Source organism: Acidaminococcus sp. BV3L6, from assembly GCF_000468835.1.
Lineage (GTDB): Bacteria > Bacillota > Negativicutes > Acidaminococcales > Acidaminococcaceae > Acidaminococcus > Acidaminococcus intestini.
In genome coordinates, this window is sequence record NZ_AWUR01000047.1 from 59,024 (window position 1) to 73,156 (window position 14,133).

The following is a 14,133-nucleotide window of genomic DNA, read 5'->3' on the forward strand; positions in this document are numbered from 1 at the left end:
GGGAGGTCGATCATCATGAGCGATACAAAAAAGTCGGCAAAGGGCCCTGCCCTTCGGAAAGAACATGATTCCATGGGGGAAATCCTCGTCCCCTGCGATAAATATTGGGGTGCCCAGACGCAGCGCAGCTTTGAGAACTTCCGCATTGGCACGGAAAAGATGCCGCCTGAAGTGATTTCCGCCTTCGCCATCCTCAAAAAATCAGCAGCCCAAGCAAACTGTGAGCTGGGAACGCTCCCTAAGGAAAAAGCCGTACTCATTGAAAAAGCCTGCGAAGAGATCCTTGACGGCAGTCTCGACGGCAACTTTCCCCTTGCGGTCTGGCAAACCGGAAGCGGCACCCAGAGCAACATGAACATCAACGAAGTCATTGCCCACAGGGGAAATGAGCTTGCCAAAAAGACATGCCTTCACCCCAATGACGACGTCAATAAATCCCAAAGCTCAAATGATACCTTCCCGACGGCCATGCACATTGCCGCCATAAAGGGCATCGAAGAACATCTTTTTCCTCGCCTTGACGCGCTCATAAAGACCTTCAAGGACCTTGAAAAGAAACATCGGGGCATTGTCACAACAGGCCGGACCCATCTCCAGGATGCGGTTCCCATTGCCTTTTCCCAGGAAATCTCGGGCTGGCGAACCATGCTTGAACGCAGCCGTGATGAACTCAAGACCTCAGAAAAAGGGCTCCTTGAACTGGCGCTAGGAGGAACGGCCGTCGGGACAGGGCTTAATGCACCAAAAGACTTTGATCGGACCGTTGCCGCCTATATCGCCCAAAATACAGGCTATGCCTTTAAAACCGCCCCCAATAAGTTCCATGCTCTCACAAGCCTTGACGACATGGTCTTCAGTCACGGCGCCCTCAAGGCCTTAGCCGCCAATCTCATGAAGATTGCCAACGACGTGCGCTGGCTGGCCAGCGGACCCCGGGACGGACTTGGCGAAATCACCATTCCCGCCAATGAACCAGGATCTTCCATCATGCCGGGCAAGGTCAACCCCACCCAATGCGAAGCTGTCACCATGGTTGCCGTCCAAGTCATGGGCAATGATGCAGCCATTGGGTTCGCCGCGTCCCAAGGAAACTTCCAGTTGAATGTCTTCCTTCCCGTTACAATCTATAACTTCCTCCAGTCCGTGCGGCTTTTGGGAGACGCCATGGAATCATTCCGCATCCACTGCGCCCTCGGCATCAAGGCAAATAAAGCTAAGATGAAGGAAAACCTCCACCGCTCCCTCATGCTAGTTACGGCCCTGACCCCCTATATCGGCTATGAAAAGGCGGCGGAAGTCGCTAAACTGGCCCACAAGAAGGATCTTTCCCTCAAGGAAGCCATCCTCGAATTGGACTACATGACAGAAACGGACTTTGATGCCCATTTCCATCCAGAAAAGATGGTGTAAGATGACAAAACGCTGTGAAATCATCATTCGTGTCGTTGATAAAAAAGGGGAGGCCCCTTGCCACCACGGCCATGTAAAGGGTATGGAACTGTCCTGGGACCATGACCGGGGCCGCCTGTGCCCCATGGCCCAGCATGCCCTCTTTCCCTATATCGATATTCTCCGCTACGGCGGCACCCTTCCCGGCATGAAGGGAAACCGTTTCCGTGTTGCCTGTCCTGATGCTGAGGTCATCAACATCTTTGAAATTGAGATGCGAACCAATCCCTCCCCACAAAAAAAATAACTGGATGGGGCTGCCCCTTTGGGCAGCCCCCTTTCATTAGGCCCCGCCTGCATGCCTTTTCTTTGGCTCATCAAGGCCAGTTGTATTATAGGTTACACTTTTATTTGCAAAAAGCATGCTTTAGTATTATCCTTAAAATTTTTCTTGATTTTTGTCTTTTTTCATGATACTATCTGAACCATAATTTCAAAGCAAGAGATGCATTGAAGGGAAAGAGTACGTTTCAGGAAAACCTCCAGAGAGCTGCCGGGTGGTGCAAGGCAGCGGCGGACCGAAACCGAACTGATCCCTGAGCAACTTTCCTGAACCCGCGCATGACAGTAGGGGAAGCCGGCTCCTGACCGTTATCAATCAGGGCGGTATCGATGGACACGTCATCCGTACCGGCTAAGGGCACACCAAATGGTGTGAAGTGGAGTGGTACCGCGCAAGATTTGAATCTTTCGTCTCTCACAAAGAGAGAAGAAAGATTTTTTTATTGCCTGTAAGGAGGACATCATCATGAAACATGTAGAAGCTTACAAAAAGGGCTATTATCTGCCCCCTGTCGTCGATATGAGCTGGGCCATGGCCGACGCGCCCAAAAAAGCCCCTATTTGGTGCAGCGTGGACCTGCGCGACGGCAACCAGGCCCTCGTGATTCCCATGAGCCTCCAAGAGAAGATTCGCTTCTACAAGACCCTCGTCGCCATGGGGTTCAAGGAAATTGAAGTCGGATTTCCTGCCGCGTCAGAAACGGAATATGACTTCCTCCGCTATTTGGTTGACCATGATCTCATCCCTGACGATGTGACGGTCCAGGTCCTCACCCAGGCACGGGAACACATCATCAAAAAGACTTTTGAAGCCCTGAAAGGCGTCAAAAGCGCCATCGTCCACGTCTACAATTCGACGAGCGTCGCGCAAAGGGAGCAAGTCTTCCACAAATCAAAGGAGGAAATCAAGGAAATTGCCGTTAATGGGGCGCGTCTTTTGCAGCGCCTCACGGAAGAAGCCCACGCGTCTTACCGCTTTGAGTATTCACCAGAAAGCTTTACGGGGACGGAACCGGAATACGCCCTGGAAGTCTGCAACGCAGTCCTCGACGTGTGGAAACCGCAGCCAGACCGGAAGGTCATCATCAACCTGCCATCGACGGTGCAGATGTCCATGCCCCATATCTTTGCCGCCCAAGTGGCCTATCTTTCCCAGAACCTTTCCTACCGTGATGCCGTTGTCCTTTCCGTCCATCCCCACAATGACCGCGGCACTGGTGTTGCCGATGCAGAAATGGCCATGCTCGCCGGTGCGGACCGCGTAGAAGGAACGCTCTTTGGCAACGGCGAACGGACAGGCAACGCGGACATCGTCACCATCGGCATGAACCTCTATGCCTTGGGCATCGATCCGCAGCTTGATTTTTCCAATATGCCGGACCTTGTAAAGACCTATGAGGAAGTAACGCGCATGCATGTCAGTGAGCGTCAGCCCTACGCCGGAAAGCTTGTCTTTGCCGCCTTCTCCGGCTCCCATCAGGATGCCATTGCCAAAGGCATGAAATATCGTAAGGAGCACAATGACCCGTACTGGACGTGCCCGTACCTTTATATCAATCCCCACGATGTGGGCCGCACCTATGATGCCGATGTTATCCGCATCAACAGCCAAAGCGGCAAGGGCGGCGTCGCCTACATCATGGAAACAGCCTATGGCATCGATATGCCAAAAGCGATGCGGGAAGACTTCAGCTACTTTGTAAAAGACGTTTCCGATCATAAACACCAGGAATTGAAGCCCGATGAAATCTTCAATCTCTTTAAGGATCATTACGTCGATAAGAGCCTTCCCATTGAACTGCAGGATACGCTCTTCCGCAAGAAGGACGGAAAATGGCAGGGCAAAGTCCTCGTCCGGGCTGCCGGCCGCGACGTGATCCTTGAAGGAGCCGGCAATGGCCAGCTCGACGCCGTCAAGGATGCCCTCTGCCGGGCTTTCCACTTTACCGTGACGGACCTTACGTACAGCGAACACGACCTGGACCGGGTCGCTGAATCACGGGGCATTGCCTACTTTGGCATTACAGATGAAAAAGGCGTCACAACCTGGGGTGCCGGCGTCGACACGGATACGATGACGGCCTCCATCAAGGCCTTCATCAGTGCCCTGAACCGCCGCAAAGACGCCAAGGATCATGTCTATGGCGCTGGCCTCATCTCCTCTGAAGAGGCAGTCAATGCTTTCCACCAAGCGGCCAGTGCCCGCTAAATTTAGGGTAAAAGAAAGGATGTATGCACGATGGGAATGACCATGACACAAAAAATCCTCGCCAAACACGCAGGAAAGGACCTCGTTAAACCAGGTGACCTCATCACCTGCCGACTCGACCGCGTCCTTGCAAACGATATTACAGCACCGCCGGCCATCAAGGAATTTGAAAAGATTGGGCGCCCCGTCTTTGATAAGGACCGCATCGTCCTTGTCCCGGACCACTTCATTCCCAACAAGGACATTAAATCCGCCGGCCTTGCCAAGATTGTCCGTGACTTCGCCAAAGCCCATCATATCACCCATTATTATGAAACTGGACGAGCCGGCATCGAACACGTCATTCTGCCGGAAAAGGGTATTGTCGGACCGGGCATGCTCACCATCGGCGCCGACTCCCACACCTGCACCTACGGCGCCCTGGGCGGCTTTGCCACCGGTGTGGGGTCAACAGACCTGGGCGCTGCCATGGCAACGGGCACGTGCTGGTTCAAGGTACCGGAAGCCATTAAGGTCATCATTACAGGAAAAAAACCGGCGGATATTACGGGTAAGGATGTCATGCTGACCCTTATCGGCATGATTGGCGTCGACGGGGCCCTCTACCAGTCCCTGGAATTTACGGGCGACGGCATTGCTGAGCTTTCCATGACGGACCGCTTCACCATGGCCAATATGGCCATTGAAGCAGGCGCCAAAAACGGCATCTTCCCCGTCGATGAAAAGACCAAGGCCTACGAACAAGGCCGTGTTGAAGACTATGAAATTGTTACAGCAGACAGTGACGCTGTCTATAAACGGACCGTGACCATCGATCTAACAGCCCTTACCCCCGTCGTTGCCTTCCCCCACCTGCCAGGAAACACCAAAGCTATTGGCACCTTTGGAGACATTCCCATCGACCAGGTCGTCATCGGTTCCTGCACGAACGGCCGTCTGGAAGATCTTGCCATTGCAGCCAAGATCCTTGAAGGCCGTACTGTCCATCCAGATGTGCGCTGCATCGTTATTCCCGGCAGCCAGGAAGTCTACAAGGAAGCCATGAAAAAAGGCTACATCGATACCTTCATCGACGCCGGCTGCGTTGTTTCGACGCCGACCTGCGGTCCTTGCCTGGGCGGCTACATGGGCATCCTGGCCGCCGGTGAACGCTGCGTATCGACGACAAACCGCAATTTCCGGGGCCGCATGGGCCACGTGGACAGCGAAGTTTATCTAGCAGGTCCGCAAGTCGCAGCAGCCAGTGCGATTTTAGGAAAGATTGCCGCCCCAAAGGAGGTCAAATAAGATGAAATACGAAGGAAAAACTTGGACCTATGGAGACAATATCGATACGGACGTCATCATTCCCGCCCGCTACCTCAATTCCTTTGATCCCAAGGAACTGGCCTCCCACTGCATGGTCGACATTGACGAAAGCTTTGCCAAAGAGGTAAAGGCCGGCGATATCATGGTCGGCGGCTGGAACTTTGGTTGCGGCTCTTCCCGCGAGCATGCTCCCATTGCCATCAAGGCATCGGGCGTGCCCGTCATCATTGCCGCAAGCTTTGCCCGGATCTTTTACCGCAACGCCATCAACGTCGGCCTTCCTGTCCTGGAAATTGGCAACGATGTCAAAAAGATTCGAAAAGGAGACATCCTAAGCGTCGATATCAGCACGGGTACCATTGCCGATAAGACCACAGGCGACACCTTCAAGGCGCCGCCCCTGCCGGACTTCATCCAAGGCATTGCCTCGGCCGGTGGGCTCATTGCCTATGTAAAGGAGCATGCCCAATGAAAAAAAAGATCGTTGTTATCCCTGGTGACGGCATTGGCGGCGAAATTACGGACGCCGCGGTAAAGGTCCTCAAAAAGACCGCAGCCATCTATCACCTGGACCTTTCCCTTGATCAAAAGATGGCCGGTGGAACCGCCTATGATGCCTGCGGGGACCCTCTTCCCAAGGAAACGGTGGAAGCAGCCCAAAACGCCGATGCGGTCCTTTTTGGTGCCGTAGGCGGCGACAAATGGGACAATGTAGATCCCCTCAAACGGCCGGAAAAAGCCGTCCTCGGCCTGCGCAAGGCTCTAGGGCTTTATGTCAACCTGCGTCCCGTCCATGTCTCCCCTGTCCTTGCGCCCTATTCGCCCTTGAAGCCCGATATCGTGACGGGCACGGATGTCCTCATCGTGCGCGAACTCATTGGCGGCATCTATTTTGGTGACCGCTGCGAATCGGAAATCCATGACGGCGTGGAACGAGCCTGGGACCTTGAAAACTACAGCGTCCCCGAAGTGGAGCGTATCAGCCGCTTCGCCTTCAAGACCGCCCAGGGCCGCCGCAAAAAGGTCACCAGCGTCGATAAGAGCAACGTCCTTGCCACAAGCCGGCTCTGGCGCCGCACAGTCACAAAAGAGCACAAGGCCTATCCCGATGTAGCACTGAACCATATGTACGTTGATAACTGCGCCATGCAGCTGGCAGCCCGTCCCACCCAGTTTGACGTCATCGTGACAAGCAACCTCTTTGGCGATATCCTGAGCGATGAAGCGGCTGTATTGGGCGGCTCCATCGGTATGATGCCGTCGGCCTCAGTCGGTGAAAAGACAAGCCTCTTTGAGCCAATCCACGGATCGGCTCCCGATATTGCTGGTAAAGGAATCGCCAACCCCTGTGCTACTATCCTTTCTGCGGCGATGCTGTTTCGCTATGCCTTAGGAGAGGAAGCAGCCGCCCAAGCCATTGAAAAAGCTGTCGACGCGGCGCTTCTTGACGGCTGGCGGACACCGGACCTCTACAAGGATGGCTTCAAGAAAGCTGATACGGACACCATGACTGGTATCATCTTGGATCAAATTGTCTAGAAATTAAAAAAGACAGGAACAAACCACGTTCCTGCCTTCTTTTTTGCCTTATTTAGCCTGCTGTTTGGGTGTTGCGGTCGTTGTTACATCGGCTGCAGGCAGCGTGCCCTGACCCGGTTTCAAGATCATTATGCCGCCCATCAAAAGAACCGTCAGCAGAAGGAATACGATAAGATCCCTGCCATCACGTGTCATACGCCGTCCTTCCTTTCCTAGTGAAATAATAGATATTATACATCAACGGGACGGTTCTGTCGATAAAAATTGGTTTCTGCCATCAAAAATTCATGGCTCTTTCCATGAGGAAACAGGGAACGCCTCGTGCCTTTTCTTTTTCCATCCCGGGAAAAGCTCAAGAACCTCTATCTGTCTCATTTTTCTTTTCAGCAGCATGAACCTAAAAACGAACCCCCTGCCAATAGGCAAGGGGTTCGCAGTCCTTTTCAAATGGTGATCCACCCGGGATTCGAACCCGGGACACCCTGATTAAAAGTCAGGTGCTCTACCAACTGAGCTAGTGAATCATTGGCTTTTCACAGCCCTAATATTGTAACGGGTTTTTCCGCCTTTTGTCAAGGGGGAATTTCCCGCTCCAGCCTCAGTCTTCAAAGAAGGATTTGAGGGTAAAGGTTTGATCACGGTTCGGACCAACGGAAACAATGCCGATTTCAACGCCGACCACTTCACTCAGACGGTTCAGGTAGGTCTGCGCTTCCTGCGGCAGGTCTTCATAGGAACGGACGCTGCTGATGTCGCATTTCCAGCCCTTGAAGGTTTCGTAGACAGGTTTTGCCTTGGCCAGGATGGAAAGGTCGGCCGGAATATATTTGATGGGCTTGCCGTCGATTTCCCAGCCTGTGCACATCTTGATTTCATCCAGACCATCAAGGATATCCAGACGCGTAATGGCTAAGCTGTCCATGCTGTTGATGCGTGCCGCATATTTGACCATAAAGGCATCGAGCCAGCCGCAGCGGCGGGGACGGCCCGTAACGGTCCCAAATTCATGGCCCGTTTCCCTAAGATACGTACCGGGGCCATCTGTATCAAAAAGTTCGCAGACAAAAGGACCTTCGCCAACACGGGTCGTATAAGCTTTGACAACACCGACTACATGGTCAATGAAACGAGGGCCTACGCCGCTGCCCGTAGCCGCATTGCCGGCTGTCGGGTTGGAACTTGTAACGTAGGGGAACGTCCCATAATCGATATCAAGGAAAGTGGCTTGGGCGCCTTCAAAAAGAACCTTTCTTCCTTCGTCAAAAAAGTCTCCTAAGGCGACACTCGTGTCACATACATGGGGACGGAGCGCTTCGGCATATTCAAGATAGGCCTTCAGCATCGGTTCATAAGCCAAAGGTTCTGCCTTGTAGTATTCCGTAAAAAGTTTGTTTTTTGCGGAAAGGGTCCGTTTCAGTTTTTCAGCAAGGACCTCTTTGTTCATGAGATCACAGACACGAATCCCTGTACGGGCATACTTATCCATGTAACAAGGTCCGATCCCGCCCTTGGTCGTACCAATCTTGTTCGCCCCCAAAGCCAGTTCCTGCAGTTCATCCTGTTTTTCATGATAGGGGAAGACGACATGGGCCCGGTCACTGATGAGCAGATTCGTCGTATCAACGCCTTTGGCCTGCATGCCCCGGATTTCTTCCAGGACGACGCGGGGGTTGATGACAACGCCGTTACCCAAGATGCAAGTTTTATCCTTATAGAGGATGCCGCTTGGCAATAATCTCAGTTTATAGGCAACATCATTGACAACAACCGTATGGCCTGCGTTGGAGCCGCCGGAATAACGGACCACTACATCGGCACGCTGGGCCAAAAAATCCACAATCTTGCCTTTTCCTTCATCGCCCCATTGGGAGCCGATTACAACGATAGATGACATAACGTTCTCCTTACCTAGATTTTACATCCCATAGCGGGCGTAGATATCATCAATATGCTTAAGCATATGCTTGGGTTCAAAGCAGGCTTCAATTTCTTCTTTCGTGAGGTATTTTTCGATATCAGGGTCGGCTTCAACGTTGGTCTTGAAATCAGCCCCTTCCAGCCAGCGGGCCATGGCATTGCGCTGAACCCACTTGTAGGCATCCTCGCGCAGGACACCTTTGCCAACAAGAGCGACCAAAAGGTTCTGGCTGAAGATAAGACCGCCCGTCTTATTGAGGTTGCGAATCATGGCATCAGGATAAACAAGGAGCTTATCGAGAATATTGGTCATCTTGCGGAGCATATGGTCCAGAAGAATCGTGCTGTCCGGCAGAATAATCCGTTCCACGGAAGAATGGGAAATATCGCGTTCATGCCAAAGTGCCACATTTTCAAGGGCAGCCTGGGCATTGCCGCGGAGCACACGGGCAAGGCCACAGATCTTTTCGCACGTAATCGGATTGCGCTTATGCGGCATGGCGGAAGAACCCTTCTGTCCAGGTGCAAAATATTCTTCTGCTTCACGGATGTCCGTCCGCTGCAGGGCACGGATTTCCGTAGCCATTTTTTCAAGGGAAGCCCCGCAGACAGCAATCGTCGTCAGATAAAAAGCATGACGGTCCCGCTGCACGACCTGGGTAGCCAGGCGAACCGGTTCCAGTCCTAATTTTTCGCAGACATATTTTTCAACAAAGGGATCGATATTGGAATAGGTGCCGACAGCACCGCTGAGCTTACCGACAGAAATGTATTTCTTCGCCAGTTCCAAGCGTTCGATGTTGCGTTCCGTTTCATCCATCCAAAGAAGGAATTTCAGGCCAAAGGTCATAGGTTCGGCATGGATTCCATGGGTTCTTCCCACACAGATCGTGTTCCGATAGGTTTGGGCCTGACGTTTCAGGACTTCATGGAGCTTCTTTTCCAGATCGATCAGAAGCTCGCAGGAATGCTTCATCATGACACCCATGGCCGTATCCTTGACGTCACTGGACGTAAGCCCTTTATGGATATATTTGGAGGCATCGCCTACGTGTTCCGCTACATTGGTGAGCAGGGAGATGATATCGTGGTTTGTCACCTTTTCGATTTCATGGACCCGATCCAGTTCAAAATCAGCCTTGGTCTGGATGTCATGAAGAGCATCATCAGGGACAATACCCAATTTGTTCATGGCTTCACAGGCAAGAATCTCAACCTTGACCATGGTCCGGTCTTCATTTTCTTCCGTCCAGATGGACCCCATTTCTTTACCCGTATAACGTGGAATCACAGTACTTCCTCCTTAGCAAAATGCTTCCTGTAACATTGCATGACAATACAGCGCACCGTTATGGCCGCCTTCTCATTGTATCATTTTTCCGAACGAGTCGCAATGACTTCTCATATAAGAATGGGACTTACCTTGACTTTTCTTAAGATAAGAATAGGAGAAAATTCAAGAAAGATGAAGGCTGCTCTTCCTTTCCGGCGACATAAGTCCTCCATTTATTTCTTCTGAACAAAAAATAGATTTTTTCCTAAAATCGTTCACATTATGAGTCCTCAAAAAAAGAGGACTGCCTGTGCAGTCCCCTTGAATCATCCTTGCTGGTCGGCCATCTGGGCCAGATGCTCCGGCGTAAGGTCGAAAAAGTGTGTCGTATCCTTCTGGAAAAAGAGATTGACCGTTCCCACCGGACCATTACGATGCTTAGCTACGATGAGTTCTGCCACATTCTTTTGTTCCGTATCAGGATTATAGTAATCGTCACGATAGATGAAGCAGACAATATCGGCATCCTGTTCGAGGGCTCCTGATTCACGAAGGTCGCTGAGCATCGGCCGCTTGCTGGTCCGCGACTCAACACTGCGGCTGAGCTGACTGAGGGCAATGACCGGTACATTCAGTTCCCTTGCAAGGCCTTTGAGGGACCGTGAAATCTCACTCATCTCCTGCTGACGATTGTCACTGGCCCGTTTCGACGAGCCCTGCATGAGCTGCAGATAATCGACAATAATCAGGTCAAGTCCGTTTTCAGCCTTCCAGCGCCGTGCCTTGGACCGCATTTCCATCGCCGTCATACCCGACGTATCATCCAACATGATACTGGCATTGCTGAGCCGGTCAGCAGCGGCAATGAGATTCGGCCATTCCTGATCCTGGAGCTGCCCAATCCGCAGACGGGAAGCATCAATGCCAGCCTGACTGCAGAGCATACGCTGGACCAGCTGCTCTTTGCTCATTTCCAAGGAGAAAAAGATAACGGATTTATGACCCTTGATTCCCACATGTTCCGCAATATTGAGCACCAAGGAAGATTTACCCATGGATGGACGGGCAGCGACAATGATGAGGTCTGACGGCTGAAGTCCGCTCGTCATCTTATCAAAATCCGTAAATCCTGTAGGAAGCCCCGTAAAAGCTTCCTTTGAATCATATAGTTCCTCGATGCGTTCCATAGCCCCGCGCACAATATCACGGATTTTGACAATCCCACCGGTTTGGGTCCGGTTGGCAACAGAAAGGATCTTCTGTTCTGCCTCGTCGATGGTCCGGGCAATGTCGGTATCTTCTTCATAGCCCGTAGCCGCAATATCCGTTGCCGCATTGATCAGCTGCCGGCGCAGGGATTTTTCCTCCACAATCTTGGCATGGTATTCCACGTTCGCCGCCGTCGGAACAGCGTTGGAAAGGTTAGTGATGGTCTGTGAACCGCCAACTGCATCAAGCTTGCCCTTTTTGCGGAGTTCCTCAATGACCGTAACGAGGTCAACCGCCTCATTGCGTTCATGGAGGTCCTTGATGGCGCCAAAAACGATGCGATCATCCTGACGATAGAAATCATCTTCCCGCAGGATCTCACAGGCCTTTTCAATGGCCTCGCGACTGATGAGCATGGCCCCCAGCACACTCTGCTCGGCCTCCACATTTTGAGGGGGAATCCGGTCTTCCATGACTTAAGCCTTTGCTTCTACGACGACCTTGAACTTAGCTGTCACTTCCGGCAGGAGTTTAGCCGTAGCCGTATATTCACCAGGGCTCTTGATGGTCTCCGGGATTTCAATCTTACGGCGATCAATGCCTTCCATTCCCGTCTGGGCAAGAAGTGCATCTGCCACATCCTTGGAAGCAATGGAACCGAAGAGCTTACCATTTTCACCGACCTTGACGGCCAGATGAAGTACCACTTTTTCCAGCTGCGAGGCCAGTACGACCGCTTCATCATGGGCCTGAGCCTTGCGATGGGCTGCTACCTTTTGATCGGCCTTGGCCTGGTTCAGGTTACGGGCCGTTGCTTCCTGGGCAAAGCCCCGGGGAATGAGATAGTTGCGGCCATACCCTTCAGCCGTCTCAATGATTTCACCTTTTTTACCCAACTTCTTTACGTCCTTCAGCAGAATTACCTTCATCGGAATCGCTCTCCTTCATTTGTTCTTTTGCCATCTCAATGATCTTCGGAATCAGGTCCTCGGCCTTGGCGCCCTTAATCTGGACACCGGCTACAGTCTGATGACCGCCGCCGCCGAGTTCTTCCATCATGGTCTGGACATTGACGGACCCGTCACTGCGGGCCGAAATACTGACGCCATCGTCGCTCTCATTGAGAACGGCGCTGACATGGATATCATTCATGGTCAGCAGCTCATCGGCTGCTTGGGCGACAACAACGGAAACATTGCGGTCATTCTGGGCACCGCCGGAATGAACCGAAACAGCAAGACCCGGAATGGGTTTCTTCATTTCCGTAATGATCTTGGCCCGGAGGATAACAGAGGCGTCATCTTCTTTAAAAAGCTGGGATACGGCATGAGGATCGGCACCATAGCGCCTCAGATAGGCCGCGGCCTCAAAGGTCCGTTCACCGGTCTGGACAGCAAAGTTCTTGGTGTCAACAACGATCCCAGCATAAAGGACGGAGGCCTCCAGCGGGCTGATTTCCATGCGTTCCTGGAAATACTGCAGGATTTCCGTAACCATTTCACTTGTCGAGGAGGTGGACGGCTCCATGTACTGCAGCATCACTTCCTCAATGACATCTTCAGCCCGGCGATGGTGATCGATGATCACGCGCCGCCTGATGGCAGCAAGGAGTTTTGGTGCCGCCGTGAGCATGGCCCGATGATGGTCTACCAAAACCAGGAGACTGCCCGGCGTACGCTGCTCCATGGCAACCTCTTCACTGATGATGAGATCCTCGTAGGGATTATTGCCGTGGGTTACGTTTTCAATGTTATCTACAGCCGTCCCCTGACCACTCCAGACAATATAGCACTCCTTGCCCAAGGTCCGAGCCATCTTGGCCACGCCAATGGCCGCACCAATGGCATCATAGTCCTCGTTGACGTGCCCCATGATAAAGACCTTATCGGCATTTGTCATAAGTTCGTGAATGGCCTGGGCGACAATCCGGGCCCGCACGCGGGTATTTTTCGCCTGCACGCTCCCGCGGGCACCATAAAAGCTCACTTCCTCACCAATGGAGACAACGGCCTGATCTCCGCCGCGCCCCAAAGCAAGGTCCAAACAGGACTGGGCCTTTTGAGCCATTTCCGAAAGGGTCTTCATGCCGCTTGCCACACCAATACTGACGGTCGGTGTAATCCGCGGATTGATCTTGATTTCCCGTACCTTGTCAAGGAGGGGAAACTTCCGATTGATGGTATCGACAAGACCTTTCCTGTTGATGCCTACAAGATAGAGATCTTCAGAATACTTAAGAGAATAACCGTTGACTTCTTCCGCCCAGGAGTTGATGGCCTTCGTGATGGCAACCACCAGGCTTGCCCGGTCACTTTCATTGAGGCCCTTTAGGGCATCGGCGTAGTTATCGAACTGGACATAAGCCACAACGGGGCGCTCATCCTCATAGCGGCGTTGCTGCCGCTCCTTATTGGTCACATCATACAGGTAGATGACAACACCCGTGTCACTGCCAGCTTCTTCTGTTGTCTGGATGGGACGGACCAGCATGGAATAGATGCGGTCGCCAATTTTGATGCTCTTATCGGAATCACGGACCCGGAGGGTCGCAAAATTATTTTCCGGCGGTGGCAGGATCTTATCAAAAAGGGAGCCCAAAGGGGCATCCACATTGATGTACTCATTGAAGAGTCGGTTTTTCCACTGTAAGTGGCCTTCCTGGTCAAATACGGCAATTCCTACAGGCAGGCGCTGAACGGCGTAATGGTTGGCCCGCTCAATATTCCGCACCACCGTCGTCATGGCATGGTTGAACCATGCCTCCCGGAGCTTACTGCTGCGGGAACTGAAATAATAGACGAGAAGGACAGCAGTAAAACCAGCAGCTGTCCAAATCACCTGGTTAACATAAAAGCCATAGACGACACAAAGGGTGCCGAGGATGGCCGCCGCGACCCGAAGGGTACGCCATAATTTGGCTCGTTCTTCGTCTTTCATGGTCGATTCT

At 52.4% G+C, this 14,133-nt stretch carries 12 protein-coding genes, 1 tRNA gene and 1 other annotated feature; of the genes, 6 read left to right on the top strand and 7 right to left on the bottom strand.

Translation table 11 applies throughout. The features are described 5' to 3' along the window. The first annotated feature begins 15 nt into the window (after window positions 1–15). From fumC to leuB, 6 genes are all read left to right on the top strand, one after another. Window positions 16–1,410 carry a class II fumarate hydratase gene (fumC, locus tag HMPREF1246_RS08585; protein WP_021737243.1) on the top strand — a complete coding sequence of 465 codons (1,395 nt, stop codon included), beginning with the start codon at window positions 16–18 and terminating at the stop codon, window positions 1,408–1,410. A 1-nt stretch (window position 1,411) separates the two neighbouring features. Next, a complete protein-coding gene (locus tag HMPREF1246_RS08590) occupies window positions 1,412–1,696 on the top strand; it encodes a TIGR04076 family protein (RefSeq protein WP_009015043.1) in 285 nt (94 codons plus the stop codon). A 194-nt stretch (window positions 1,697–1,890) separates the two neighbouring features. Further along, window positions 1,891–2,150, top strand: a binding site (T-box leader). 47 nt (window positions 2,151–2,197) lie between these two features. Beyond that, entirely contained in the window at window positions 2,198–3,940 is a 1,743-nt protein-coding gene (locus tag HMPREF1246_RS08595; RefSeq protein WP_009015042.1) for a 2-isopropylmalate synthase, read from the top strand. Window positions 3,941–3,970: 30 nt separating this feature from the next. Then, window positions 3,971–5,227: a 3-isopropylmalate dehydratase large subunit gene (gene leuC / locus HMPREF1246_RS08600; RefSeq protein ID WP_009015041.1), complete on the top strand. Its 1,257-nt coding sequence runs from the start codon at window positions 3,971–3,973 to the stop codon at window positions 5,225–5,227. Between the two features lies 1 nt (window position 5,228). Next, a complete protein-coding gene (locus tag HMPREF1246_RS08605) occupies window positions 5,229–5,720 on the top strand; it encodes a 3-isopropylmalate dehydratase small subunit (protein ID WP_009015040.1) in 492 nt (163 codons plus the stop codon). Then, a complete protein-coding gene (gene leuB, locus HMPREF1246_RS08610) occupies window positions 5,717–6,787 on the top strand; it encodes a 3-isopropylmalate dehydrogenase (protein WP_021737267.1) in 1,071 nt (356 codons plus the stop codon). Before HMPREF1246_RS08605 ends, leuB begins: the two co-directional genes overlap by 4 nt. Before the next feature lie 48 nt (window positions 6,788–6,835). On the opposite strand, the gene HMPREF1246_RS10605 is transcribed toward leuB, so the two are convergent. From HMPREF1246_RS10605 to HMPREF1246_RS08640, 7 genes are all read right to left on the bottom strand, one after another. Continuing rightward, the gene (locus HMPREF1246_RS10605; protein WP_014129174.1) at window positions 6,836–6,982 is read right to left on the bottom strand and encodes a hypothetical protein; all 147 of its coding nucleotides are present in this window, start codon (window positions 6,980–6,982) and stop codon (window positions 6,836–6,838) included. Between the two features lie 253 nt (window positions 6,983–7,235). Further along, window positions 7,236–7,311, bottom strand: a tRNA-Lys gene (locus tag HMPREF1246_RS08615). A 74-nt stretch (window positions 7,312–7,385) separates the two neighbouring features. After that, window positions 7,386–8,681, bottom strand: a complete 1,296-nt coding sequence (locus HMPREF1246_RS08620; protein WP_009015038.1) for an adenylosuccinate synthase — start codon at window positions 8,679–8,681, stop codon at window positions 7,386–7,388. 21 nt (window positions 8,682–8,702) lie between these two features. Beyond that, window positions 8,703–9,995, bottom strand: a complete 1,293-nt coding sequence (gene purB / locus HMPREF1246_RS08625) for an adenylosuccinate lyase (protein WP_009015037.1) — start codon at window positions 9,993–9,995, stop codon at window positions 8,703–8,705. A 308-nt stretch (window positions 9,996–10,303) separates the two neighbouring features. Continuing rightward, window positions 10,304–11,659 carry a replicative DNA helicase gene (gene dnaB / locus HMPREF1246_RS08630; RefSeq protein WP_021737255.1) on the bottom strand — a complete coding sequence of 452 codons (1,356 nt, stop codon included), beginning with the start codon at window positions 11,657–11,659 and terminating at the stop codon, window positions 10,304–10,306. 3 nt (window positions 11,660–11,662) lie between these two features. Continuing rightward, entirely contained in the window at window positions 11,663–12,115 is a 453-nt protein-coding gene (gene rplI / locus HMPREF1246_RS08635) for a 50S ribosomal protein L9 (RefSeq protein ID WP_009015035.1), read from the bottom strand. Further along, window positions 12,075–14,123 (bottom strand): DHH family phosphoesterase, encoded by a 2,049-nt coding sequence (locus tag HMPREF1246_RS08640; RefSeq protein WP_009015034.1) that lies wholly within the window; start codon window positions 14,121–14,123, stop codon window positions 12,075–12,077. Before HMPREF1246_RS08640 ends, rplI begins: the two co-directional genes overlap by 41 nt. Window positions 14,124–14,133 lie beyond the last annotated feature (10 nt).